Here is a 25,747-nt window from a genome sequence, read left to right as displayed (position 1 = left end):
GCCGGGAAACCGGGATGCCGCGTGCTGACGGCATAAACACAAGCGATATGCAGCAGGGTGGTTGCTGTGTTCACGTGGTTGTGAGCCTCAGCCACAGCGCCCGTCAGCCCCCCGCCGCCAGCGCCCGCGCCCCGATATCGGTACGCCAGACCGCATCCTCCCAGCGAATGGCGCCAACCCCCTGATACGCCCGCGCCAGCGCTTCCCGCAATGTCGGCGCCGTCGCGCAGACCGTCAGCACCCGCCCGCCAGCCGCGATCAGATCGCCACTGACACTCCGCGCCGTGCCCGCCTGAAAAACACGCACGCCCGGCAGCGCCTCCGCCTCCTCGATCCCCCCGATCACGCCGCCCCGGACATACTCGCCCGGATAGCCCCGCGCCGCCAGCACGACCGCGGCGGACGCCTCATCCGAAAACCCGACCGACACATCATCCAGAGACCCCGCCGCCAGCGCGGCCAGCGCCGGCAGCAGATCCGTATTCAGCCGGATCAGCAGCGCCTGCGCCTCCGGATCGCCAAACCGCACATTGTATTCAATCAGCTTCGGACCGGCATCGGTGAGCATCAGCCCGGCAAAGATCACGCCACGAAACGGCGTCCCGCGCCGGACCATCTCCTTCAGCATCGGCCGCACCAGCACATCCAGCGCCTGTTCCTGCGCCGCGCGATCGAACCCGGCCGGCGGCGACACCGCCCCCATCCCGCCGGTATTCGGCCCCGTATCCCCATCGCCAATGCGTTTGTGATCCTGCGCCGCGCCGATCAGCACCGCCGTCTCACCGGAGCAGAACGCAAACAGCGAAACCTCCTCCCCGGTCAGACATTCCTCAATCACCACCGCACTGCCCGCACCGCCCAGCTTGCCGGACGTCATCATGTCGCTGATCGCCGTTTCCGCCTCGCCGACACTCTGCGCGACAACAACCCCCTTGCCGGCCGCCAGACCGTCCGCCTTCACCACGATCGGAGCGCCACGCCGGCGGACCAGCGCCATCGCATGCGCCGGATCGTCAAACCGCTCCCAGCGGGCCGTCGGAATCCCGGCCGCGTCACAGATCTCTTTCGTGAAACTTTTACTGCCCTCCAGAGCCGCCGCCGCCCGCGTCGGTCCGGCACAGGCAATCCCCGCCTCGGCACAGGCATCGGCCAGACCCGCCACCAGCGGCGCTTCCGGACCAGGCACCACGAGATCGACCGCCTCCCTCCGTGCAAAGGCGACCAGGGCCGAAACATTGCCGGCCGCAATGGCGACATTGGTGCCGCAGAGCGCCGTACCGGGATTGCCAGGCGCGATCCAGAGCTGCGTAAGATCCGGCGAGGCAGCAAGCGCCGCCGCCAGAGCATGTTCACGACCACCCGATCCAACCAGCAGAACCCGCATCGTCACCCCTTTCCCGTCCCGCTCATCCGCGTTCGCCACCATCAGCGGCCAGCCCGGTCACAGACCCGCATACCGGCCTCCTGTTGAGGCCGCTGCGTCTGTAGCATAGGGTCAGAGCATGGACGATGCCCCCCCTCCCGCGCCCTTCGGCTCCGCAGCCTTCGGCAATGTGCCGGAATACTCCGTCGCCGAAATCTCCGGCGCCATCAAACAAACGCTCGAAAGCACCTTCGGACGCATCCGTGTGCGCGGCGAAATCACCGAATTCAAACGCTACAGCTCCGGCCATCTCTATTTCTCGCTGAAGGACGAGGGTGGTAAAATCTCCGGCGTCGTCTGGCGCGGCTCCGTCTCCCGCCTCGGCCTGGTTCCGGAAAACGGCCTGGAAATCATCGCCACCGGCCGTATCTCGGCCTATGGCGAACGCTCCAGCTACCAGCTCATCGTCGAGAAGATGGAATATGCCGGCGAAGGCGCGCTGCTCGCCCGCATCGAGCGGCTGCGGCTCCGCCTCACCGAGGAAGGCCTGTTCGACCGCGCGCGCAAAAAGCGAATTCCGCGCCTGCCGAAAGTCATCGGCGTCGTCACCTCGCTCCAGGGCGCGGTGCTGCACGATATCCGCACCACCATCGCCCGCCGCTTTCCCCGCCACCTGCTGATCTGGCCGGTCGCAGTCCAGGGCGAAGGCGCCGCCGCCCAGATCACCGCCGCCATTCAGGGCTTCAGCCGCCTAGGCGTCCCCGGTCCGGGCGCAACCCTTCCCCGCCCCGATGTGCTGATCGTCGCGCGCGGCGGCGGCTCGCTGGAAGATCTGATGGCTTTCAACGATGAAAGCGTCCTGCGCGCCGTCGCCGCCTGTCCCATCCCGGTCATCTCCGCCGTCGGCCACGAAACCGACACCACTCTGATCGATTACGTCTCCGACATCCGCGCCCCGACCCCCACCGCCGCGGCCGAACTCGCCGTACCGGTGCGCGACGAACTGCTCGCCGATCTCGCCCACCGCTCGGCCCGGATGAGCAACGCGCTGACCCGCATCGGCCAGACCGCCCGTCTCCGCCTCGACCGCGCCGCCTCCGGACTGCCGGACCTGCCCTCCCTGCTCGACACCGCAAGAATGCGGCTGGACGACCGCGCCCACCGCCTGGAGCTGGCCCTCCCCGCCCTGCTGGAACGTCGCCGTGCCGCCCTGATGGTAGCCGAGCGCCACATGCCCGCTCCCGGCGCGATCATCGCCGAACGCCGGTCCCGCCTGGCATTGCGGGCCGCCGCCCTGGACGCCGCGGCGACAGCATCCGGCCGCGCGGCGGAAGCCCGGCTCGGCCGCACCCGCCTCTCTCCCGCCCCGCTCCTGGCCCTGTGCCGGGAACGGCAGGCCCGCCTGACCGGCCTCGGCGGCCAGCTCGAATCCGTCTCGCCCCGCGCCGTGCTCGAACGCGGCTACGTCCTCGTCCGTGACGCCGCCGGCGAACCCGTCACCCGCGCGGCGAAACTCTCTGGCGGAGACCGCGTCACGCTCGTCTTCGCGGACGGCGACAAGGCCGCGCGGATCGAAGGCCGCAAAGAGACATCGCAAGGACACCTGGACCTGTGAAAAAGAACTCTCTCGAATCAAAACTCGACGCGAAGCTGAACGCGCTGAAATCGCCCCCCGTCGATGAAAAGCTGGACAGAAAACCCGTCGTCAAGCTGATCGTCATCGCAATGATCGTCCTCGTGGCGCTCGGCATGCTCATCTATATCGTCTCGTCCATGGTCTCCGCCTATCGCGCCTCGACACAGCCCGGAGCGACGCAGAGCCAGACGGAAAGCCTCGACTGCAGAATGGTGTCCTCCGCGAAACCCGGCGGCGATCCCGCCCATTGCGAAACCAGCGGATCGTCACGCTAACCGGCGAAAGCACCAGACTTCGCAGGCACCGGCCACACCCCGCAGACGGGCTCCGCCAGACCGGAACGCATTGGAACGGACCGGAACCCGCCACCGGACCCTGAAGGCCGGAATCAGTAACCACACCCCGGCGCCAGCACGCGCCGGGGCCACAAGCCGACTCCCACACCCGGGCCGAAACTTTTTTCGTTCTGCCCATAAACCACGCACAGAGTTCCGCGCTGATACAGAAGACGTGACTGTGGCCCGTACGTCACAACCACACCGCATGACACCCTCACCGGACAAAGATCCCATCCCGTCCGGAAGTCAATTTTTGTCTGTATTTCAAAAGCCTGAACAAAATCATGACATCCCGCATCCGATCCGGAACCGATACGGTTCGATATCGCAACACTCTGTGCCGCGAAAGACACACTCCGCAGAAATGTGGTTATAATCCGAATATAAGAAATACACGAAGCCACACATGGCTGATAATAACCACACAACGAACATGTTGAATTTAAATTTCAACTAAACAGACTCGTTGATTGTGGAGACACCGCCTTGCCCCCAGCCACAGCGTCCGTGACGGGATCATCCCGCACAAGCAGACAGAAGCCGGTCCTGAGCATCGGCCTCCGGGGCACGCTCCTGGTCGCCTCCATGCTCCCGTTCCAGGCCGTCACTCAGGCCATGGCGGCTGACGGGACAAAGCCAGCCGAGACCACCCGCAAACCCGCCGCATCCACCCACCCCAAAGCATCGGCGACACCAAAGGCGCGGACAATCAGCACGAGCGTAAACGCACCGGTCCGCTCCATGCAGGCGTCCGACGCCGGCGAAACCGTCATCGTCACCGGCACCCGCGAGACCGGCAAGAAGGCGCGCGACAGCGTCGCCCCCATCGACATCATCACGTCAAAGCAGCTCGCCTCGACCGGCCAGACCAACCTCCTCCAGGCCCTCGCCCAGGTGCTGCCGTCCCTGACCATCCCCACCGGCGGCTTCGATACCGGTGCCCTCACCCGCTCCTTCAGCCTGCGCGGCCTCAGCCCGAACGAAACCCTCGTGCTCGTGGACGGCAAACGCCGCCACACCACCGCCAATCTTTACGCCGATGGCGGCCCGCAGCAGGGCTCAACCCCTGTCGATGTCAGCATGATCCCGATGTCGGCCATCGACCACGTCGAAATCCTGCGCGACGGCGCCTCCGCCCAGTACGGCTCGGACGCCGTCGCCGGCGTGGTCAACATCATCCTCAAAAAGCAGGATCACGGCTTCAACGCCCAGTCGATCACCGGCATCAATGCCGCCAAAGACGGGTTCCAGCAGGGCGTGAATCTCGACGGCGGCACAAAGCTCGGCGATCGCGGCTACATGCATGTCAGCGGCGAATTCTTCCACCAGGACCACACCTATCGCAGCGCGCCGGACGCGCAAACCGGCATCAAGGACAACAAAGTCCTCGGCCAGCCGGAAGAAACCCGCGAAAGCGTGGCGATCAGAGCCGGCTACCACATCACCGACGATATCGAAGCCTATGCCCTCGCCACCTACGCCCACCGCCACGCGGAATCCTTCCAGAATTACCGTCTGGCCAGCTCGCTCGCGAACTATCCCGCCTACGCCGCGATCTATCCGAACGGCTATTCCCCGCTCGAAACCCTGAACGAGAATGACTGGGAAGTCACCGCCGGCCTCAGAGGCGTCGTCCTCGGCTGGAACTGGGATCTCTCCTCCGTCTACGGCCGCGATTACGACCAGATCGGCCTGAAACAGTCCGCCAACCTGCCCCTGTCGAACGCGACCGGCCAGACCCCCACCCGCTTCCCGGACGTACAGGGCTTCAGCAATTCACAGTGGAGCAATACCTTCGACCTCAGCCGCGCTTTCCACGTCTCCGGCTGGCCCCACAGCATCAACGTCGCCGGCGGCGCCACCTACCGCTATGAAAGCTACTCCGTCGGCACCGGCGCGCCGGACACCACCGCCTACGGCGGATCGGACGCCCTCGCCGGCATCAATGCAGGCAACGCCAGCAACTCCAGCCGCGATGTCGTCGGCGGATACATCGACGTCGCCACCCATCTGATGAAAAACTGGCAGCTCGATCTCGCCGGACGCTTCGAGCACTACACCGATGTCGGCGACACCGAGACCGGAAAAGTCTCGACCCGTTACGACGCTTTTAAATGGCTCGCCTTCCGCGCCACCATCTCGAACGGCTTCCACGCCCCCACCCTGGCGCAGGAGCATTACAGCTCCCTCACCCTTTCCCCCACGGCCGCGCGCGGCCTGATCGCCGCCAACTCTCCCGGCGCCCTCGCCAACGGCGCGTCCCAGCTCAAGCCGGAACGCTCCACCAACGCTACCGGCGGCATCATCATCGAACCGGTGAGAAAGCTGCACATCACCGCCGACGTCTATCAGATCAACCTGCGCGACCAGATCCTGCCCGGAGGCAACATCACCGGCGATCAGGCCCGCTCCGCCCTCGGACTGAACGGCTTTACCCTGCCCGCTGGATCGGAAAGCTGGTCGGCCTCATCGCTCTCCGCCAACTGGTTCGCCAACGTCGCCAGCACCCGTACCCAGGGCCTGGACATCACCGCGACCTACCCGACCCAGCTCGGCAATGTCGGCGTCATCAACTGGGATGTCGCGATCAACCTCAACCGCACCCGCCTGTCGCACCAGACCATGAACAGCCTGACCGGCGCCCCCCTGCTGAACGCCCAGAGCGTCGCCTACATCACCACCGCCTATCCACGCAGCAAGATGATCTGGGGCGGCCGCTTCACCAGCGGCAACTGGACCGTCGGCGTGCATGAAATCCGCTACGGCCAGACCACCTCGGAACTCACCTATTACGGCGGCACGGGCAACACGAGTTCTCTGTCCAGCACGATCTTTCGCGAATTCCGCAACACGCCGAAATTCGTCACCAATCTGGACATCACCTATCGCGTCAACCGCAACTGGTCCTTCACCCTCGGCGCGAACAACATTTTCGACGCCCGCCCCAGCCGCGTGCCGGACGGCAACCGCTACCTCGGCGCACCGCAATATTACATGAGCACCTCGCAGCTCGATATGAATGGCGGCTTCTATTACCTGCGCGCCAATCTGACGCTCTGAAGCCATGCCCTCAGGGCTCCGTCCTGAAACCCGCAAAGGGGCACAGCCCCTTTGACCCCTTTTTATTAAGAGGCCGCCTGTAAATTATCAGGAAGTTTTTGGTGAAGCTTTTTTCAGAAAGCTTCAGAAGACACCGCCTTTTTGAAAAAAGGCGGCACCCAAAAACTTTTATTATTTTATCAATGGCTTATCATGAAAAACTCCTCGATCCTTGCTGAAGTAAAGCAGATGACCGAACTCAAAAACCCATAACATCATCAGCTTGATATGAGAATTTTTGTACATTGAAGGCCTTTGAAACAGCCTCTCAGATATTTATGTATTTTGCCGACAGGAGACAAAGCAGCCCACTGCCCTTCCCAATTTATTTTAACAGGCCAGGATCAAAGGAACCGCGCCCCTTTGCAGGGTCCGCGATAAAACCACCGCGCCTGTATCTGCAAAGCATACAAACGCCTTTTATGAAAACAAATGAGGTGCAGAAAACCACGCCTCCTGCCAGGACGCGGGGCAGAGCCCCGCAAACCGCTCCGGACAGCATCAGACCACAACCCTGAACCCGGCAGAAACCGTCACAGAAAGTCCTTCCCCGGATCTGTCAGATGGAACAGTCCACAACCTCCACCAGGTCCGGCCAGCACCCGACCCGATCCTCCGTTCCGGAAACCATCCCCCGTCCGCAGTGCCAGAGCCAGGCTCCCGGAAACGACGTTTTCGTGATTAGGATTTTCCCGGAAACAGGCTGAGGATAAAGGAAAATTACCAGAAAAAGACCGCCGGACACCGAGGCCACACCGCCAGCGTGTAACGACGGACCGGGGACCTCATGCCGGCACAGACGACGCTGCTACGATCCGTAGTGCAAAGACTTCCCTGCGTCTTCCTCACATTTCTGATTCTGGCCACCCTCGCGGCATGGCCCGGCAGGCCGGCACAGGCCCAGCCCGACCCCTATCTCCCGCACGGAAACTGCGACGGCTTTCCCCGCGTCGATCTGCAGACTCCCGCCGGACTCTGCGTCGGCCTTGTCGCCTCAGGCCTCGGCTTTCCACGCGGCGTCGCGGTCAGTGGCGACACCATCTACGTCGCAGATATGGGCGGCTGGCATCACGCCCAGGGACAGCTTCTCGCCCTGAACCATAACGGGCACGACAAACCGAAAATCCTGCTCGCACAGCTCGACCGTCCCAACGGCCTGACCTTCGGCGCGGACGGACAGCTCTATATCAGCTTCCCCGATCACATCGCCCGCATCGTTCTGCACCCGAACGGCACGGCGGACCAGCAGACTGTCCTGACCGGCCTGCCCGGCACCGGCCGGAATCCTCTGCCCGCCCTCGCAGCGGGTCCCGACGGCACGCTCTATGTCAGCGTCGGCTCAGCCACCAATAACTGCGAGACCGAAACCGGAAAAGCGCCCGACGCCACCAGACGCTGTACGGAAACGGAAGAAAAACCACCCCGCGCCGCCATCCTCCGCTTCCGCCCAGGCCCCGCCCCCCTCACCGCCAGAAGCGGCGACGTCGTGGCAACCGGCCTCCGCAACCCGATGGCCCTGACCGTGCTGCCAGGAGGCGCCCTTCTGGCAGCAGTCAACGCCCGCGACAGCATCGACAGCGCCGACCCGACGCTCTCCGACGGAGACCTGCCCCATGACACCTGGCAGATCATCAGAAAAGGCGCTGATTACGGCTGGCCCTATTGCTACGACAACGCCCGCCCGGCGCCGGAATATCCCGACCATAACTGCGCCGCCACAACCCGTCCCGATCTCCTGCTCCCGGCCCACGCCGCCCCACTCGGCATGATCTTCTACGACCGGACAACCCTCCCCGGCCTCCGCAACCATCTGCTCATCACCTATCACGGCTACCGCTCGACCGGTCATCAGGTCATGAGCCTCGCCGTGCGCCCGAACGGCAAACCGACCGGCACGCCTCAGCCCGTCATCCGCGGCTGGCGGGATCTGTCAGACAGCGACGGCCCCGCCGGCGCCCCGACCGGACTGGCCATCATGGCGGACGGAACCCTGCTGATTACGGAAGACCACAACGGAACCCTGCTGCGGCTGGCCCTGGAACAGCATTCGATTCACTGATAAACGCGGAGCAGGTTTCCGGGGCTTCGTCCCGGTCACCCGCTCATCCTGCCCGGCCAGAAAACACCCCTACAATAAGTCATTGAAAAAAAAGTTTCTGGGTGCCGCCTTTTTTCAAAAAGGCGGCTTCTTCTGAAGCTTTTGAAAAAAGCTTCACCAAAACTTCTTTATGATTTATCCAGCGGCTTCAGGATCAGGCTCTCGAAACAGACTCTGAGCGCCTTCCAGAAGCCAGCCGTCTCTGGCAAATTTCCGGACAGAGCCCAAACCTCACAAAGCCCCCCGCCACACAAACCGGAAATAACAGACCAGCCCCATCAGACAGGTCAGAAACAGCACAAGCCCCATCGGAACCGCACTGACGCGACTCATCCCGACCAGCGGCGCCGCAACCGCGCCAATAAACAGCGGCAGGGCCCCGAGCAACGCACTGGCGCTCCCCGCCCGATGCCCCTGCCGCTCGATCGCCAGCACGAACGTCGACGTCAGCACGACACCGATGCAGATCATATAAAGAAAAATCGCGATCACCAGAAAAGCCAGCGGTCCCCGGATCAGCCCGAGACCCGTAATCAGAGCACTCGCCGCCGTAATGGTCAGCACGGCATTACGCAGAATCCGCGCCGTCTGCGCCGGCCCGGAAGACCGCCCGACCAGCCAGCTTCCGGCCACCATGGCCAGCCCGTTGATCCCGAACAGCACACTGAACACCTGTGGCGAGACACCATAAAGCCCCTGATAAATGAACGGCGTACCCGCGACATAGGCGAAACTGCCACCATGGATCAGCCCGACCGTCAGCGCGTAACCGGCAAATTCACGGTCGCTGAACAGACTGTAAAACGCCCCGAGCGAAGCCCGCGTCGAATGCGCGCCACGCCGCGCCGGATCGAGCGTCTCATGCAGCCGCACCGAACTCAGCGCCGAAGCGACCAGGCCAACCCCGGCCAGAAACAGAAACAGCGTCCGCCACGTCGCGGACGGCGTAAGCAGAATAGCCCCGCCGATCATCGGCGCCACCATCGGCGCCACGGCGTTGATGATCATCAGCCGGGAAAAGAACCGCGCCAGAGCCACGCCGGAAAACAGGTCGCGCACAATGGCGCGCGACAGAACCAGACCCGCCGCCGCAGTGAGCCCCTGCATGAAACGGGCCATTATAAAGGTACCGATCCCCGGCGCCGCGGCACACAGAAGCGACGACAGCGTAAACAGCCCCATCGCAATCATCAGCGGCCCCTTGCGTCCCTTCGCATCGCTGAAAGGACCCACCATCAGCTGTCCGACAGCCAGCCCGAACAACGCACCGGTCAGACTGAACTGAACCGACGTCTGCCCGGCATGGAAATCATGCGCAATGCCCGGGAAACCCGGCAGATAGAGATCGATATTCAGCGGGCCGAGACAGGTCAGCAGACAAAGGATCAGGAACAGATCCCATCGGCTGGCAGGCGGAGCGGTCGGATGAAGACCACGATCAGTCGGGACCATGTTCATAAGACGGTATCCTGAGCAGACCTCCGCCCGGACGCAAGAAAAAACCCTCAGGATGACGCGGCTGTCTCAGGGGTCCGCCCCGAACCCCGCAAAGAGACACAGTCTCTTTGATCCCGGTTTGTTAAGAGGCTGTTTCAAAAACCTTTAATGGACAAAATTCTCATAACAAACTGATAATGTTATATTTTTTCCTTCCAGACCATCTGTTCGCCTCAGCCAGGCTCAAAAAACAATAAAAGTTTTTGGATGCCGCCTTTTCCCAAAAAGGCGGCGTCTTCTGAAGCTTTCTGAAAAAAGCTTCACCAAAAACTTCTCTGTAATTAACCAGAGGTTTCATGGGCAGACCTTTGAAACAGTCTCTGAACAATACTGCGGTGCAGGAGACAACACGTTTTGCCACGGGCAAAGCAACGCCCCGCTTAACGATGAACCATTTATGACACCGTTGAACAGCAACACCACACCGCGCAGACTGACCCGGCACGAACAGCAGGACACGCCGCGCATGTTTCAGCTCAGCCGACGCACCTTCCTCACGCTGACCGGCGGTCTGACGCTGACAGCGACAACCGGAACCCGCGCCGCCATCCCGGACCGGCCGCCCCTGCGCGCCCACGAGCCCTTCACCTTCCTGTTCATCACCGACACCCACCTCCAGCCAGAGCTGAACGCAACCGCCGGCTGTCATTCCGCTTTCACAAAAGCCCGCGCGATCCCGGCTGATTTCGCGATCCAGGGCGGCGATCACGTGTTCGACGCCCTCGGCGTCAGCGCCAGCCGCGCCACGATGCTGATGGAGCTCTACAAACACACCGCCGACGACCTCACCCTGCCCGTCCATCATACGATCGGAAATCACGACCTCTTCGGAATCTACACAAAGAGCGGCGCGCAACCGACCGATCCCTTCTACGGCAAGAAGTATTTCGAGGACAGTTTCGGCCGCCTTTATTACTCCTTCGACCATAAAGGCGTGCATTTCGTCATTCTGGATTCGATCGGCATCACCGGAGACCGCTCCTACGAAGGCCGGATCGACGCGCCGCAGATCGCCTGGCTCGCAAACGATCTTGCCGCTCAGCCCACCGGCACACCGGTCATCGTGGTCACCCACATTCCCCTCGTCACCGCCGTCGAGACCTACGCCGCCCCGCCCGCCACGCCGCTGAAACATCACTCCCTCAGCGTCATCAACGCTTACGAAATCCTGCCGCTGTTCGACCGCCACAACGTCATCGGCGTGTTCCAGGGTCACACCCATATCCTCGAACGGATCGACTGGCACGGTGTGCCCTACATCACAGGCGGCGCCGTCAGTGGCAACTGGTGGCACGGCACACGCTACGGCACCCCGGAAGGCTTCATGGTCGTGGACGTAGCAAACGGAACCGTAAAAACCCGTTACGAAACATACGGCTTCCAGAGCACAGATCCGCACAACACCTAAAAGGCTGTTTCAGGATCCTGCCTGTGAAACCACCGGTCAGTGATAAAGACGTTCGCGGTGGGTTTGTTATGTCAGACAGGAGGAGCAAAGATCGCGCCGATCAGCTTCCCTCTTTGTAAAAAAGAAACCTCACAAACCACCTGAAGCCGTTCAGATATATCGCAGCCCGCCACAACAGACCGGAATCAACTTTCCCCGACGCCGCCCGGTTCCTCCCTGACATCATCAGCATTAACTGATGACACGTCCCGCCACATTCAGGGATGTCTCTCCGCCTCAGCTTCACTTCATAAACATATCGAAACAGTACGATATAAACCGAAAATATTATGTAATAAATAAAAAATAGTGTCATTTCGTGATGTTAATGGATTTATTGTTGTCATAACTATGTAATAAACCGATATATGTTGCAAAAACATCACATAATTACTGTAACCTGTCCGTACGGTAAAATTTCCAATTGTTAGCGCTTCGTTTCGAACCGTAAGGTAATGATTAACGGCAACCTGGCGTTAAGGCTCTCCCATCACCATGAAGGCTAAAGCTCCGGCCCTTTATTCTTCGTGCAGCCCCGGTCACGAACCGGCCGGCGTCCGTCGGACCGTACTGTATCAGATCAGATCTGCGGATACCGGAATGACCTGAACAGACATCATAAAATCAACATCTTTCATGACGTCGTACCAGAATCCATGACCGGACGGTACAGAGTGCTGAGTGAATTCAGAGAAAGAAAAACGACGTGACCACAGATCCGATCATCAATGAGTTCATGTTCAACCCAACCGGCACGGACACCCATGAATTTATAGAGGTCAAAGGGGACCCCTCGACCGATTATACCGGCTGGTCCCTCGTGGTCATCGACGGAGATCTTCCAAACGCTGCCGGAAAAATAGATAACATTTACAATCTCGGGACAACGGACGCCGACGGCTACTGGGTCACACCCTATGGCAGCAACGTCCTGCAGAACGGCTCCCAGACCGTCCTGCTCGTAAAGGATTTCACCGGAACCCTCGGACAGGACCTCGATCCCGACAAGGATGGCGTCCTGAACACAACCCCCTGGTCCACAATCGCCGACAGCATCGCCGTGCGCGACAGCGACGCCACAGACCCGGCCTATGCCGGCGCGCCCGTCCTGACCGGAGCCGCCGCCGCCGGCGCGTCCCGCATCCCCGACGGCCACGACACCGACAGCGCCTCAGACTGGGTCACCAACGATCCTTCCCTTGCCGGTATCGATGGTTACGGAACAGCAGCCGCCAAAGGAACGGTTCTGAACACCCCCGGAGCAGCCAACGATTCCGCCGATGCCGGCGGATCAGCCGGAGGCGGCGGTGATGACACGGGCGGCACAGGGGGCAATACCGGCGGTGACAACGGGGGCGGCTCCGACACCACGACACCCCTCACCCTGACCATCCAGCAGCTCAACGGCGACAGCTATACAAGCCCGTATAACAGGAAAACCGTGCAGACGACCGGCGTTGTCACCGCCGTCGACACCACCGGCGGCAAAGGATACTGGATACAGGACCCGTCCCCCGACGCCTCTCATGTCGGCAGCTCAGGCCTCTTCGTCCTGGCGGCAACCGGCGCGACACTGCCGTCAGTCGGCCAGACCGTAACCGTCACCGGCCTGATGGAGAACTACAGCGGCACATCCTGGTCCAACTCCCTGCCCGTTTCCGAAATCGTGGAAACATCGCACAGCGTCGCCGACACCGCCGCCGTCAGCATCACGCCGACCGTCATCGGAGAAGGCGGCCTCACGGTACCCACCGAGGCCTATACAGGCACCGACACAAATCTGAACACCAGCACCGCCACGCTGCAGCCGGACGCCAACGCTCTGGATTTCTACCGCAGCCTCGTCGGACAGGTCGTCACAATCCATAACGCCGTCGTCGTCGGCGCCACCGCATCGAACGCCACATGGGTCGTCCCCGATGGCGGCGACGGACTCCTGAACAGCCGCGGCGCGCTGATCGAAAGCGCCGACAACATCAACACCCAGCGGATCGAGGTCTATTACGACAGCGGCGTCACGCCCGGAGACGCCATCTCCGCCACCCTCGGAGACTCACTCGGCGACGTCACCGGCGTTCTCAACTATTACAACGGCGTTTACGAACTCGAACCCATCTCCGCAGTCACCGTCACACCGGCAGCCCCGCCGCAGCAGACGACGAACTTCCTGAAAGACCAGACACATCTTCTCGTTGCCGATTACAACATCGAAAATTTCGACGCGCTCGACCCGACACAGGCTGACCGTCTCTCACAGCTCGCCACCATCATCACGCAGAACCTGAACGCTCCGGACGTCCTCGCCCTGCAGGAAGTCCAGGACGACAGCGGCACCGCCAATGACGGCACCGTAGACGCGACGCAGAATATCGAGGCCATCATCGCCGCGATCGCCGCCGCAGGCGGTCCGACATACGCTTACGCCGAAATCGATCCCGTGAACGGAGCCGAAGGCGGCGTCGCCGGCGGCAATATCCGCAACGTCTTCCTCTATAATCCCGAACGTGTCAGCCTGGTCGGCGATGTTTCACGCATCGGAACGGATGCTTCCACAACCACATTCAAAAACACCCGCCTGCCTCTGGTCGGAACCTTCGAGTTCAACGGCCAGGACGTCACCCTGATCAACGTCCACAACTCATCGCAGGCAGGAAGCTCCGAGCTGTACGGCTCAACCCAGCCGCCGGTGAACCATGGCGGCGGCACGCCCGCCGATGACGTCAACGGCAGACAGGCACAGGCAGAATACATCACTGATTACGTCAAAACACTTCTGCAGAGCGACCCGACCGCGAAAGTCGGCGTGCTGGGCGATTTTAACGATGTCGCATGGAGTGACACCCAGCAGATCTATACCGGCAGCGGCGTTCTCACTGATATGGAAGGCCACGAAGACCCCGATAACCGGTACACCTACGTCTTCGAAGGAAACGCGGAATCACTGGACCACACGCTGGTCAGCAGCACCTTCTACGAAGACTCGGATTTTGAAACCGTCCATGTCAACGCGGAGTATCAGGACAGCGTCCGGGAGTCGGATCACGATCCGTCCCTGAGCTTCGTCGATCTCGCAACCTACGTCATCAATGACGGCCAGACCCTCCTCAGCACGACCATCCTCTCCGGGCAGACGCTGGACGTGAACAAAGGCGGCCTCGTCAGCAATATTCAGGTGAACGCGAATGCGCGCGCCTCGATCCTGTCCGGCGGCACCGCCCGGAATACAGTCGTGGAGACAGGCGGCGTCCTGGCTCTGGCCGGCGGCGCCATCGTCACCGGCACCGTGCTGTCAATCGGCTCCTCGCTCGATCTGACCGACATCGTTTACGGCTCCGGCGCCACGGTCATGCTTCAGGGCACCTCCACCCTGGTCGTCACAACCGCCTCCACAACCCTCACCTTCGAACTCACCGGCGATTACTCAAAAGATTACTTCGTCATGGCCCAGGATGGTTACGGCGGCATGACAATCACCGATCAGGGCACCCCCTGCTACTGCCGCGGCACGCTGATCCGCACATCCAGCGGCGATGTCGCCGTCGAGGACCTGCAAATCGGCGATCACGTCGTCACCGCCTCCGGCCTCAGCCGCCCGATCCGCTGGATCGGAACAAGAAGCTATTCCGGACAGTTCGCGTCTGGCAATCAGGATATCCTCCCCGTCATTATCCGGAAGGGCGCGCTGGGCGAAAACCTCCCAGCCCGCGATCTGTCCGTTTCACCCCTGCACGCCATGTATCTCAACGGCGTCCTCATCCCGGCCCTCGCCCTCGTCAACGGCGACACCATCCTCCAGGCCGGACAGATCGACGAAGTCGCCTACTTCCACATCGAACTCGAAACCCACGACATCATCCTCGCGGAAGGCGCGCCCTCCGAAACCTTCATCGATGATGACAGCCGCGGCATGTTCCACAACGCCGCCGAATTCGCGACCCTCTATCCCAACGCCCCACGCATCCCGGCACAGTACTGCGCCCCGCGCGTGGAATCCGGCCCGGAACTGGAAGCCGCCCGCCACGCCATCAACGCCCGCCGCTCCATGCCATCAGCAACAGAAGCACCGCTCAGCGGCTTCATCGATGAAGTCAGCCGCGAGCACATCGCCGGCTGGGCGCATGATAACACCGGCCAGCCCGTCGATCTGGAAATCGTCATAAACGGTGTCGTAATCAGCACCGTTTCCGCTTCCACCTGGCGCTCCGACCTCGAACAGGCCGGCTTCGGCAACGGCTGCTGCGGATTCAGCCGGACAATTCCCGGCGGTCTCGCGCCGGCTCTGCGCCATGTGATCGAGGTCCGGCGCGCATCGGACGGAAAAGCCCTCGCTCACAGCCCATGGTTTATCGATCTCCCCGACGCCACGGCCCTGCCAGCATCCTCCGGCCCTCTGCGCGGCCATCTCGACATCGTCACCCGCGACCGGATCGCAGGCTGGGCCGCCGATGACAGCAACGCCGCCGTGGCCCTGCAGATTCTCGATAACGGCATGGTCCTGTCCCGCACGATCGCAAACGCCGACAGAAACGATCTCCGCCAGTCCGGCATCGGCGACGGCCGTCATGGTTTCGACCTCACCCTGCCGGTCCCGCTCTCTCCCCTGACCCGTCACGTCGTGCAGGTCGTGCGCGAAAGCGACGGCGCCGAGATCGCAGGCTCCCCCTTCGTGCTGGAATCCGCCACCCGTTTCGACGACGCACTCGAAACCGCCGTGGCAAAAGCCGTGCAGGCGCTGGACAGCAGCGCCGATCTTGAACACGTCTATTCCTTCATGATGGCCCAGGCGGAAGCCCTCAGACAGCGACAGGCAAACGAACAGTCCGGCGCCACCGCCCGCGACCACGCCCGCCGCCTTCTGCGCACACAGGGACCGGCCGCCCCCCGGAGCGTGCTGGAAACCCTGACACGCCGCCGGACGCTGGTGATCGACGCACTCACACCGGACGCCACCCGCGACGCCGGCTCGCAGGCCATCCTCTCTCATATGCGTGCCCTGAAAACGCTCGGCTATGACATCACCTTTATCGCGGCGGACGATCTCTCACCCGCAGAGCCGCTGCGCGAAGCCCTGACCGCGCAGGGCATCGAAACCTGCACCGCGCCTTTCACCTCCTCCGTCGAGGACGTTCTGCGCCGTCATGCCCACAGCTTCGATGTCGTCTATCTGCACCGCCATGACATCGCGACCCGCTACATGCCGCTGGTCCGCCGGCATCAGAACCGCGCCCGCGTGATCTACAGCGTCGCCGACCTCCACCATCTGCGGCTCGAACGTCAGGCCGCAGCAGAAAACCGGCCGGAACTGCTCGCAACCGCCCGCCAGGTCCGGCTGGAGGAATGCACCGCCGCCTGGTCAGCGGACGCCGTCCTCACCCACTCGCTCCGCGAACTCAGCCTGCTCCGCGCCATGGTGCCCGACGCCACCGTCCACCACGTCCCCTGGCATGTTCCGCTACGCCCCGGCGCCCGCCCCTTCGAAGAACGCAGCGGCGTCGCCTTCATCGGCAGCTTCACCCACGCTCCGAACCTGGACGCCGCCCGCTTCCTCGTCAGCTCCGTCATGCCGCTGGTCCGCAGGCAGCATCCCGAAATCAGCTTCCTGCTCGCCGGCAGCCAGATGCCCGACGCCATATACCGCCTCCGTCAGGACGGCGTCACAATCGCCGGCTACGTGCCCGATCTGCACACCCTGCTCGATCAGGTGCGTCTCACCGTCGCCCCCTTGCGCTACGGCGCCGGCATCAAGGGAAAAGTGCTCGACTCCTTGGCCTCCGGCGTCCCCTGCGTCATGAGCACCATCGCCGCCGAAGGCATGATCCTGCCCCCCGAACTCAGCGCCCTCACCGGCACAGACGCCCGTGAACTGGCAGCACAGATCATCCGGCTTTACACCGACAAAGCCGCTCACACCGTCGCCGCTTCCGCCGGCGAACACTACATCCGCAACCACACCAGCGAGGACACAGTCACCGAAGCACTGCGAGACGCCATCGAAGGACGCACCGCCATGCAACAGGCGGTGTAATTTTCCCGTTGTGGACTACAGTTTTCCAGTAGTCCACAACGATAACCGGGCACACCCGGGCGCTGCCCCGAACCCCGCAAAGGGACGCAGTCCCTTTGATCCCGATTTATTAAAATTAACGAGATGAAAAGAACGCGACTCCCTTCATCGACAGGCAGTTTTGCCCGGGAGAGGAATGTCTGGTTCTTTTGGGATGTCCAGAGATACTCGGGCATTCGGAATATTAAAAATTCAATACCGCTTAATAAAATATAAATTACACAATCAATGCATTTTATGACACTACACTATTGCCTTTTTAATATTTTCACATAACTTTTGACTCCAAATGCTTCCAACACTGTCTAAAAAAGCTCGAATACAGTCTGTCTCTAAGACCTCACGTGAGCAGGAAAGTTTCCCCGCTATCTTTGGAAAATACTCATGATGGTCTATATCTGGGTGTGATGACAAAAATGTATCGGCACTAAACCCATATAATTCGTTAAGCTTATCCTTGGATGCTTTTGAGCAGAACACCTCTTTCTCTGGTGGAAGGCTTCCTGGGAGCGCCAAAAGATGTTGGGCTAGATCTTCTCCTTGATCAGCGTCCCTAACCGCGATTGATTTTTGTCCTGCTTTAGCAAGAACTCTGTGAGCTGATAATACAGCCTTAGCATCACCGAACGGAATTATTTCAACCGATTCCAGCACATTAATATCGTACCGTCTTAGTATTTCTCGAAGAAATGATTGAGCAAACTCGTCCTCAACACAAATAATGGCGTGCCCTCCCTCTCCACACGAAAGAGCTGTTTTTACTCTAGTCGATGTTACACTATCAAATACATCAACTCCCTCTTTTCCTCTTATAAGTAGTTTTCGCCCTTCCGGCGGCAAAGCATCCATCATAATACTTGAGTGAGTTGAAAAAATAATCTGATGACCGCGCCTATTTACTACATCCATTAGATATTTTATAAATTCATACTGAGCGCTTTCATGAAGAGAAGTTTCGGGTTCTTCCAACACTATTAAACTTTGTGCTGGGCAACTCTCTAAGAGTCTAATTGTATAAACAACCCGTCCCTCACCAAATCCCATATTATTTTCTGAATACTTTGCACCAAAACGGCTTGCCACACCTAGTTCTGCACTTCTTGATCTAGCCTTTACCCCTTGAAAATATATATCTTCATAACTAGATCCCAAGATACGGCTCGCATACATAGCGCCATTTTCTACCTCCACTCTATCTTTTTCAGATACGGAGAGGCTTGAGGCAAGATATATACTGAGATCTCTTTGTTCTATTTTTGGTATATACACTGTAAATCCAAGATATTCTACATTTCTTTCTGGCTGTCTTTTGTATCCAGACCATTCTTTCTTAGATCGAGTGACCGTCAATTCTTGCTTAGTTGAAGGTTTGTCTGTTTCGTAGAAAAATTCAATTTTTGCTGTGGAGGTGAAAGGCTCAGGATCTAGATTAGAAACTGGAAAGAAGTCTTTTACATAAAATCGCTTAGAGTTTTTTGACGTAGGCATTTTACGATATGCGCACAGCATAAGCTGTCCCACGGTACTTTTTCCTGATCCATTAAATCCAGAAAGAGCCGTTATAGGGTAATCAAAACTAATTTCCGTATTAACCCCTCTAAAGCCATTTATTTTTACGGATGCTATAACCGGCCCAAAGTTTTTATATCTATTTTTTTTCTTTGTATTTTTCCAATAATTTCTTTCTAAGATCCATTCTATTTATCCCGGAATACTAATATCGAGATTTAATGATCGCTCTCCTTCTCAAGTTCGTCAAGGCCGGTTAAATATCCGAAATAAGGGCGAAACCAGACACATCCATCCCCAACACACCCCCACAAAAAAGGAGGCCGCATCCCTGCGACCCCCTTTCCCGTCCCGAAAGACACCAGCCCTGATCAGGCAAGAACCGTAGCAGCCTCTTTCCCGTTGATCAGCAGACCATCCCCGTTGGCCGAGATATTGACCGTCTCGCCATCGTGGATCGTCCCCTCCAGCAGCATCTCCGCCAGCGGGTTCTGCAGACTGCGCTGCACAACACGCTTCAGCGGCCGCGCGCCATACACCGGATCGTAGCCCTCGTTTGCCAGCCACTGATGCGCCAGATCGTCCAGTTTCAGAACGATGTTGCGATCCGTCAGCAGGCTCTGCAGACGACCAACCTGGATATCGACAATATGCGTCATGTCCGCTTTCTGCAGACGTGAGAACAGCACGATCTCGTCCAGACGGTTGAGGAATTCCGGCCGGAAATGCTCCCGGACAACCTTCATCACCTGCGCCTGCACCATCTCCACCGGCTCACCGTCAGGCTGATTGGCCAGAACATCGGAACCAAGGTTACTGGTCAGCACGATCAGCGTATTGCGGAAATCAACCACACGACCCTGACCATCCGTCAGACGTCCGTCATCGAGAACCTGCAGCAGAATATTGAAGACATCCGGATGCGCCTTCTCGACCTCGTCGAACAGAATGACCTGATACGGACGCCGCCGCACCGCCTCGGTCAGCACGCCGCCTTCCTCATAACCGACATAGCCCGGAGGCGCGCCGATCAGACGGGCAACGGAATGCTTCTCCATGAACTCGCTCATATCGATGCGGAGAAGCGCCTTCTCATCATCGAACAGGAACTCGGCCAGCGCCTTGGTCAGCTCGGTCTTACCCACACCGGTCGGACCGAGGAACAGGAACGAACCGATCGGACGGTTCGGGTCCTGCAGCCCGGCGCGCGCCCGGCGCACCGCATGCGCAACCGCCTTCAGCGCAGGCTCCTGACCGACAACCCGCTTGCGCAGCTCATCTTCCATCCGCAGCAGCTTGGCCCGCTCACCCTCGACCATCCGGTCCACAGGGATGCCCGTCCAGCGCGACACAACGGACGCAATGCTCTGCTCGGTCACAGCCTGGGAGACCAGATCACCGGCAGGACCGGCCTGTTCCTCTTCCTGCGCCTTCGCGATCTTCGATTCCAGATCCGGAATCACGCCATACATCAGCTCGGAAGCCTGACCGAGATCCCCCTTGCGCTGCGCCACCTCGACCCTGGAGCGCGCATCGTCCAGCTGCTCCTTGAGCTTCTGAACCGCGTTCACCCGATCTTTCTCGGCATGCCACGCCGCATTCATCGCATCCGACTTCTCCTCAAGATCGGAGAGCTCGGCGTCGACTTTCTCAAGACGCTCACGGCTCGCGGAATCATCCTCCTTCCGCAGCGCCTCACGCTCGATCTTCAGCTGAATGACACGACGATCCAGCTCATCAAGCTCTTCCGGCTTGCTGTCAATCTGCATCCGCAGACGGCTGGACGCCTCGTCGATCAGATCGATCGCCTTATCCGGCAGGAACCGGTCGGTGATGTACCGGTTCGACAGCGTCGCCGCCGCGACCAGAGCACCATCGGAAATCCGCACCCCATGATGGAGCTCGTATTTCTCCTTGATCCCGCGCAGGATCGAAATCGTATCGGCTACCGAAGGCTCGCCCACGAACACCGGCTGGAAACGCCGCGCCAGCGCCGCATCCTTCTCGATGTATTTGCGATACTCGTCGAGCGTCGTGGCGCCGATACAATGCAGCGTGCCGCGCGCCAGCTCAGGCTTGATCAGATTGGACGCATCCATCGCGCCATCCGAACGACCCGCGCCGACCAGCGTGTGCATCTCATCGATGAACAGGATCACCTGTCCCTCAGCGGACTCGATCTCCTTGAGAACCGCTTTCAGACGCTCCTCGAACTCACCCCGGAACTTCGCACCGGCAATCAGCGCGCCCATGTCCAGCGACAGCAGCTTCTTGTTGCGCAGCGCCTCCGGCACATCGCCGTTGACGATCCGCTGCGCCAGCCCCTCGACAATCGCCGTCTTACCAACGCCAGGCTCACCGATCAGAACCGGATTGTTCTTACTGCGACGCGCAAGAACCTGAATGGCCCGACGGATTTCCTCATCACGGCCAATCACCGGATCGAGCTTGCCCGCCTGGGCCACCGCCGTCACGTCACGCGCATATTTCTTCAGCGCATCGAAATTCGCCTCGGCATTCTCGCTGGTCACGGTGCGTCCCTTCCGGATCGCCGTCACCGCCTTCTCCAGCGCCTCCGCCGACGCCCCGTTCTCCTTCAGCGCCCGTCCCGCCGCACTGTCCGACGCCGCAATGGCAACCAGCAGACGGTCCTGCGCCACAAAAGAGTCACCGGCCTTCTGCGCCGCCTGCTCGGCATTATCCAGCAGACGCGCCAGATCCGGCGTCATCATCGGCTGACCGGCCCCGCCGCCCTGCACCTTCGGCAGCTTCGCCAGCGCCTGCTCGACAGAAGCCAGCGCCCCGAGCGGATTACCGCCGGCCGCCTTGATCAGCGAAGACGCCGCCCCCTCATTATCATCCAGCAGCGCCTTGAGCAGATGCTCCGGCGTCAGCTGCTGGTTATACTCGCGAAGCGCAATCGTCTGTGCAGCCTGGAGAAAGCCACGCGAACGCTCCGTAAATTTCTGAATATCCATATTCCTGTTGTCCCTTTCTTACAGGCGATCATCAGGCCTTGCCGCCCCCCTGCATGAGGCAGAGCGGTTCTGGTCTTTTATAAAGATATGGGATGACGAAAAATGAACGCAAGTGTTTCCGGAAACAGACCGTAACATCCTGTGGCCCCGCCCCCGGCCTCAGAAGCGAACCCGCCCCGGTCAGCCGCCCTGTACACGCCCTTCTCCCTGCGGCCGCCGGTCAGATACGCCCTGCGAACATGGCTTCAAAACCACTGCCATAGTGCTTACGGATCAGCAAGGAACATCTGATATTATGTATGCTGCAGACAGGAGACAGAGCAGGGCTCTGCCCTGCACCCCGGAAGGGGTCACGGCCCCCTTCACCCCTTTAAGTTTAACAAACCGGGATCAAAGGGACCGCGTCCCTTTGCGGGGTTCGGGGCAGCGCTCCGAAAAGCCAGCCCCCGCAAACACCGGGCCATTACCCCCTGTCCCCCGCCGGAGCGCCCGCGCCAGAACGCAGAACATCGCCCAGCACTTCCGTAATGGCCGGCACAGCGGACCAGCGCACATGCGTGGCGTCGGTGAACGCCGCCTCAGGAAGCGAGAGCCGGTCCTCCAGGTCGATTTCCTGCCCATGCGTTCTGACAAGATCCGGCTTCATATCCGCCATCAGTTCCGCCCGCCGCCGGTGATCCGGATCGTATCTGCGCTCCCACTCCCGTTTGAGCGGAAGAATGACCACCACGAAATGACGTCCGCTGTCACCGGCAGTCCGCTCCATCTGACCCAGCGCACTGAAACAGGCAGGATCGTAGGGCGGAAGCGCCCCGGCGCCCAGATCGGAACGGCTGATTTCCGTATCCACGGGACCGTCGCCCGTGGGCGTGCTGGCGAGCGTATCCAGCGGCAGTTCGCCCCGACGCAGAGCCGCAATCCGGCGGGCATTATGCTGGAGCGACACCGGATCAAAAAACTCCAGATAGAATTTCAGAGGAAGAGACGTCGTTTCTTTCCCGAATACGTAGTCATCCGTTTCCGCCACCGGGAAAGACGCGGAAGGTGTCACCCGGCACCGGGTGAAATCCTGCGGAACCGCCAGCATCACGATCGTACGGATGCCCGGATAGTGCTTCAGGAACCAGTCGGTGGTGCGGGCGGTCTGATTCACCTTCTGACCGCACAGGGCGCCATTAAACGCCCGCTCCCCCGGCAGCTCGCTCTGGAGCAGAGCCGTGTCTACCCCACGCCACGCCACGGAGGAGCCGGTAATCAGCAAAGTCGGCGAAATATCATGATGCTCACGGAGAAACTTCAGCTTCTCATCAACACAGATGGAATTGGACAGAGGCGGCGGCGGCAGATGTCCCGTTCTGTCGAGCGCCAGCAGACTGCCGGTATAAAGCAGAAACACGAAGACAGCCCCGGTGAGAACCCCCAGAGCGTAGCGAAGCGCGGACCGGACAGGAAGAGTCTCCGGGAGGCGCCCGTCCGTCCCCCTGTTGCCGGGACCATTCATCGGGGACCGGAATGGCCGGCCAGTTTCGCACGGATCAGCGTCTCGAAATCCCCGACATTATGCAGGCTTTCCAGCTCGGCCGTCCGGAACCGCACGCCGAACTTCGCTTCCGCCGCAACAATGAGGCTGATATGCGTGTGACTGTCCCAGTCAGGAATATCAGCCGCCGTCGTCTCCGGCCCGATCACCAGATCCGGATCGTCGAACACATCGCGAAACACATCCTGCAGAGCTTCGGAAATATCAGTCATGACGGGTTGTTATCCTGATCAGTGAGCACGCGGTCCGGCAGCGGTCGGACAGCGGAGCATCGCGGCTGCGAACCCAGAACGTGGCATCGTCCCCGGCGGTTTTCTCCACCTCAGAAAATCCCATGACCCGGTAAAGTCCCGAAACCATGCCGTTTCTGGATGTCGGACAGTATTCTCCCTTAAGACACGGCGCATTTTCCCGGTCAGCCGCCTCCGCCACAACAGACAGAACAGCATCCTCCACCCCGCGCCCAAGCACACGGCAGCTCATGATCCAGTCATGAACCGCCAGCCCCCTCCCGCGCTCAGCCGGATCGCCATCCTCCCTTTCCTCTCCGGTCAGGATCACGACACTGATCAGCCCATGATCCCCGAACCTGTCCGCCAGACGGAACGTCCAGATCCGCGTGTCCGGCCGGTCCGCCAGCGCCTGAAATTCCGGCCCCGTATAGCGGCGGCTGGTCAGATTGAACTGATTGGTCTTGTTCAGAAGCTGCAGAACACGCGGCGCATCCGCCTCCGTCATCCTGCGCCCCGTCAGAACCATCCGGAGATCGGAAAGATACGCCTCCAGATCGGTGGCGTTTTCACGCGCCTGCATCCGGCTGACCTCATGACTGTAGTTCCGGACACGGACAGCATCGTCAGCGGTAAAGGCCGCGGCCTCGAACCATCCGGACGCCGACAGAATGCGCGGATAATCGGCAGGATCATCCATCAGTTCCGGCACAGCGACTTGCGGCAGCTCCCGCCGGACAATATCCCGTTCCGCCGGATTGTCGTCAGCAAACACCATGGCATCAAGCCCGAGACGAAGCGTCTCCGCGATCTGACGAATATTATCGGCCTTGTTGTTCCAGTTCGCGACAAACGCCGCCACATCCTGCCGGCGCAGCGCCATCGTGGAAAGACTGAACGCCGCCTCCGCCACGTCCGGATCGTTCTTGCTGCATATGGCGAGCGCAATCCCGCGCTGAAGAAGCCGTCCGATATACTCCTGAAAGATAAAAAACGCCTCGCCATCCGGCGATCCCGCGCCCAGACGCAGATTTTCCGGTCCGTCATCCCCCGCCACGCCGCCCCAGAGCGTATTGTCGAGATCGACAATCAGACATTTCCTGGACAGCCCCAGAGCTGCCGCCACCACACGCGCCAGCATATCGCCCCAGATGACCGAGACCTCAGGAGAAATCAGCTGCCGGGCCTGATACCAGCGGCTGGAATCATGAAGTTTCCTTGCCCCTCCGGCAAGGGCGGCACACTGATCCATATCCAGAAGCAGAACGCCTTCCTCTCTGGCGGCCTCCGCAACAGCCATTTGCAGACGCAGAAAAACCGACAGATCGGAAGCAGGCACAAGCCGCTCGAAAGACCCGAAAACCGGCAGATCCATATTGAGAAACGTCTGCTGAATAACAGCGGCGCCGGTAAATTCCGCAGCAGCGCGCCATAATGCATGCAACTCTTCCACACGCCGCGTCACCGCCGCAGTGACCTCGTCATAAGTGGCCGTCAGCGGAAGACTGAGCGGTGAATCCCGCATGTCAGGCGCAAAGAGAACAAACTGCGGCGCAAAAGCCGCCAGATCCGGGTCCCGGTTATGAATAACCTGACGATACTGACCATAAGGAGCCACATACAGGCTGGCGTTCATCCCGCGCGCCAGAGCGGCGACCCGCGTCGCGGGCAGCAGATGCTCGACGGAATGCGCCGCCAGTATGGCAATCCGGACCGGACGCAGAACATCGTCCGCAATACCCGCCTCCCCTTCCGTGATTTTCTGAAAAAACCTGTCAGCTTTTGATGTCTGGATAAAATTGCGCCGACACCCCGCCGCCGCCCGCAGCAGCTTCAGACCCTGCGGTCCGTCACATCTGCCCCGCATCTGCTGCAGAACCGTATCCAGTGAATCGAACCCTGCCGGGCACGCGGGAAGCCAGTCCATCTGAAGCATGTCGGTTCATCC

Annotated in this window: 13 protein-coding genes; 6 read left to right on the top strand and 7 right to left on the bottom strand. The window is 60.5% G+C overall.

The genetic code is table 11. The annotated features are described in order from the left end of the window. Nucleotides 1–103 precede the first annotated feature (103 nt). Nucleotides 104–1,384 (bottom strand): phosphoribosylamine--glycine ligase, encoded by a 1,281-nt coding sequence (purD, locus tag GOB93_RS11630; protein WP_173583705.1) that lies wholly within the window; start codon nucleotides 1,382–1,384, stop codon nucleotides 104–106. A 118-nt stretch (nucleotides 1,385–1,502) separates the two neighbouring features. On the opposite strand from purD, the gene xseA reads away from it, so the two are divergent. The 4 genes from xseA to GOB93_RS11610 all read left to right on the top strand — a co-directional run bounded on the left by xseA (nucleotide 1,503) and on the right by GOB93_RS11610 (nucleotide 8,495). Next, nucleotides 1,503–2,978: an exodeoxyribonuclease VII large subunit gene (gene xseA / locus GOB93_RS11625; protein WP_173583670.1), complete on the top strand. Its 1,476-nt coding sequence runs from the start codon at nucleotides 1,503–1,505 to the stop codon at nucleotides 2,976–2,978. Continuing rightward, entirely contained in the window at nucleotides 2,975–3,274 is a 300-nt protein-coding gene (locus GOB93_RS11620) for a hypothetical protein (protein WP_173583669.1), read from the top strand. The genes xseA and GOB93_RS11620 overlap by 4 nt, the downstream gene beginning before the upstream one ends. 678 nt (nucleotides 3,275–3,952) lie before the next feature. Then, nucleotides 3,953–6,397: a TonB-dependent receptor plug domain-containing protein gene (locus GOB93_RS11615; protein ID WP_173583704.1), complete on the top strand. Its 2,445-nt coding sequence runs from the start codon at nucleotides 3,953–3,955 to the stop codon at nucleotides 6,395–6,397. Nucleotides 6,398–7,223: 826 nt separating this feature from the next. Continuing rightward, nucleotides 7,224–8,495 carry a PQQ-dependent sugar dehydrogenase gene (locus GOB93_RS11610; protein ID WP_173583668.1) on the top strand — a complete coding sequence of 424 codons (1,272 nt, stop codon included), beginning with the start codon at nucleotides 7,224–7,226 and terminating at the stop codon, nucleotides 8,493–8,495. A gap of 270 nt (nucleotides 8,496–8,765) precedes the next feature. Here GOB93_RS11610 and GOB93_RS11605 read toward each other — a convergent pair whose 3' ends face one another. Next, nucleotides 8,766–9,986 carry a Bcr/CflA family efflux MFS transporter gene (locus GOB93_RS11605; protein ID WP_173583667.1) on the bottom strand — a complete coding sequence of 407 codons (1,221 nt, stop codon included), beginning with the start codon at nucleotides 9,984–9,986 and terminating at the stop codon, nucleotides 8,766–8,768. Between the two features lie 442 nt (nucleotides 9,987–10,428). Here GOB93_RS11605 and GOB93_RS11600 point away from each other — a divergent pair, with 442 nt between their 5' ends. Continuing rightward, a complete protein-coding gene (locus GOB93_RS11600) occupies nucleotides 10,429–11,439 on the top strand; it encodes a metallophosphoesterase family protein (protein ID WP_242010726.1) in 1,011 nt (336 codons plus the stop codon). 745 nt (nucleotides 11,440–12,184) lie between these two features. Further along, nucleotides 12,185–17,503, top strand: coding sequence for a Hint domain-containing protein (locus GOB93_RS11595; RefSeq protein ID WP_173583666.1), 5,319 nt, complete (start codon nucleotides 12,185–12,187; stop codon nucleotides 17,501–17,503). A 282-nt stretch (nucleotides 17,504–17,785) separates the two neighbouring features. Here GOB93_RS11595 and GOB93_RS11590 read toward each other — a convergent pair whose 3' ends face one another. The 5 genes from GOB93_RS11590 to GOB93_RS11570 form a co-directional block, all read right to left on the bottom strand. After that, a complete protein-coding gene (locus GOB93_RS11590; protein WP_338422361.1) occupies nucleotides 17,786–19,153 on the bottom strand; it encodes an ATP-dependent nuclease in 1,368 nt (455 codons plus the stop codon). A gap of 269 nt (nucleotides 19,154–19,422) precedes the next feature. After that, nucleotides 19,423–22,029 carry an ATP-dependent chaperone ClpB gene (gene clpB / locus GOB93_RS11585; protein WP_173583665.1) on the bottom strand — a complete coding sequence of 869 codons (2,607 nt, stop codon included), beginning with the start codon at nucleotides 22,027–22,029 and terminating at the stop codon, nucleotides 19,423–19,425. Nucleotides 22,030–22,492: 463 nt separating this feature from the next. Continuing rightward, the gene (locus GOB93_RS11580) at nucleotides 22,493–23,530 is read right to left on the bottom strand and encodes a hypothetical protein (protein ID WP_173583664.1); all 1,038 of its coding nucleotides are present in this window, start codon (nucleotides 23,528–23,530) and stop codon (nucleotides 22,493–22,495) included. Next, the gene (locus GOB93_RS11575) at nucleotides 23,527–23,781 is read right to left on the bottom strand and encodes an acyl carrier protein (RefSeq protein WP_173583663.1); all 255 of its coding nucleotides are present in this window, start codon (nucleotides 23,779–23,781) and stop codon (nucleotides 23,527–23,529) included. Before GOB93_RS11575 ends, GOB93_RS11580 begins: the two co-directional genes overlap by 4 nt. Next, the gene (locus GOB93_RS11570) at nucleotides 23,774–25,735 is read right to left on the bottom strand and encodes an HAD-IIIC family phosphatase (RefSeq protein WP_173583662.1); all 1,962 of its coding nucleotides are present in this window, start codon (nucleotides 25,733–25,735) and stop codon (nucleotides 23,774–23,776) included. Before GOB93_RS11570 ends, GOB93_RS11575 begins: the two co-directional genes overlap by 8 nt. Nucleotides 25,736–25,747: the final 12 nt, after the last annotated feature.

The sequence above is a fragment of the Acetobacter musti genome, from assembly GCF_011516835.1.
Classification (GTDB): Bacteria; Pseudomonadota; Alphaproteobacteria; order Acetobacterales; family Acetobacteraceae; genus Acetobacter; species Acetobacter musti.
Note: the sequence above shows the minus strand (reverse complement) of the source record. Positions and strands in the feature narration are given on the sequence as shown.

Excerpts from the sequence above, each read along its gene's own strand:
- purD (WP_173583705.1), bottom strand. The coding sequence starts at position 1,384 with ATGCGGGTTCTGCTGGTTGGATCGGGTGGTCGTGAACATGCTCTGGCG.
- xseA (WP_173583670.1), top strand. The coding sequence starts at position 1,503 with ATGGACGATGCCCCCCCTCCCGCGCCCTTCGGCTCCGCAGCCTTCGGC.
- GOB93_RS11615 (WP_173583704.1), top strand. The coding sequence starts at position 3,953 with ATGGCGGCTGACGGGACAAAGCCAGCCGAGACCACCCGCAAACCCGCC.
- GOB93_RS11610 (WP_173583668.1), top strand. The coding sequence starts at position 7,224 with ATGCCGGCACAGACGACGCTGCTACGATCCGTAGTGCAAAGACTTCCC.
- GOB93_RS11605 (WP_173583667.1), bottom strand. The coding sequence starts at position 9,986 with ATGGTCCCGACTGATCGTGGTCTTCATCCGACCGCTCCGCCTGCCAGC.
- GOB93_RS11600 (WP_242010726.1), top strand. The coding sequence starts at position 10,429 with ATGACACCGTTGAACAGCAACACCACACCGCGCAGACTGACCCGGCAC.
- clpB (WP_173583665.1), bottom strand. The coding sequence starts at position 22,029 with ATGGATATTCAGAAATTTACGGAGCGTTCGCGTGGCTTTCTCCAGGCT.
- GOB93_RS11580 (WP_173583664.1), bottom strand. The coding sequence starts at position 23,530 with ATGAATGGTCCCGGCAACAGGGGGACGGACGGGCGCCTCCCGGAGACT.
- GOB93_RS11575 (WP_173583663.1), bottom strand. The coding sequence starts at position 23,781 with ATGACTGATATTTCCGAAGCTCTGCAGGATGTGTTTCGCGATGTGTTC.
- GOB93_RS11570 (WP_173583662.1), bottom strand. The coding sequence starts at position 25,735 with ATGCTTCAGATGGACTGGCTTCCCGCGTGCCCGGCAGGGTTCGATTCA.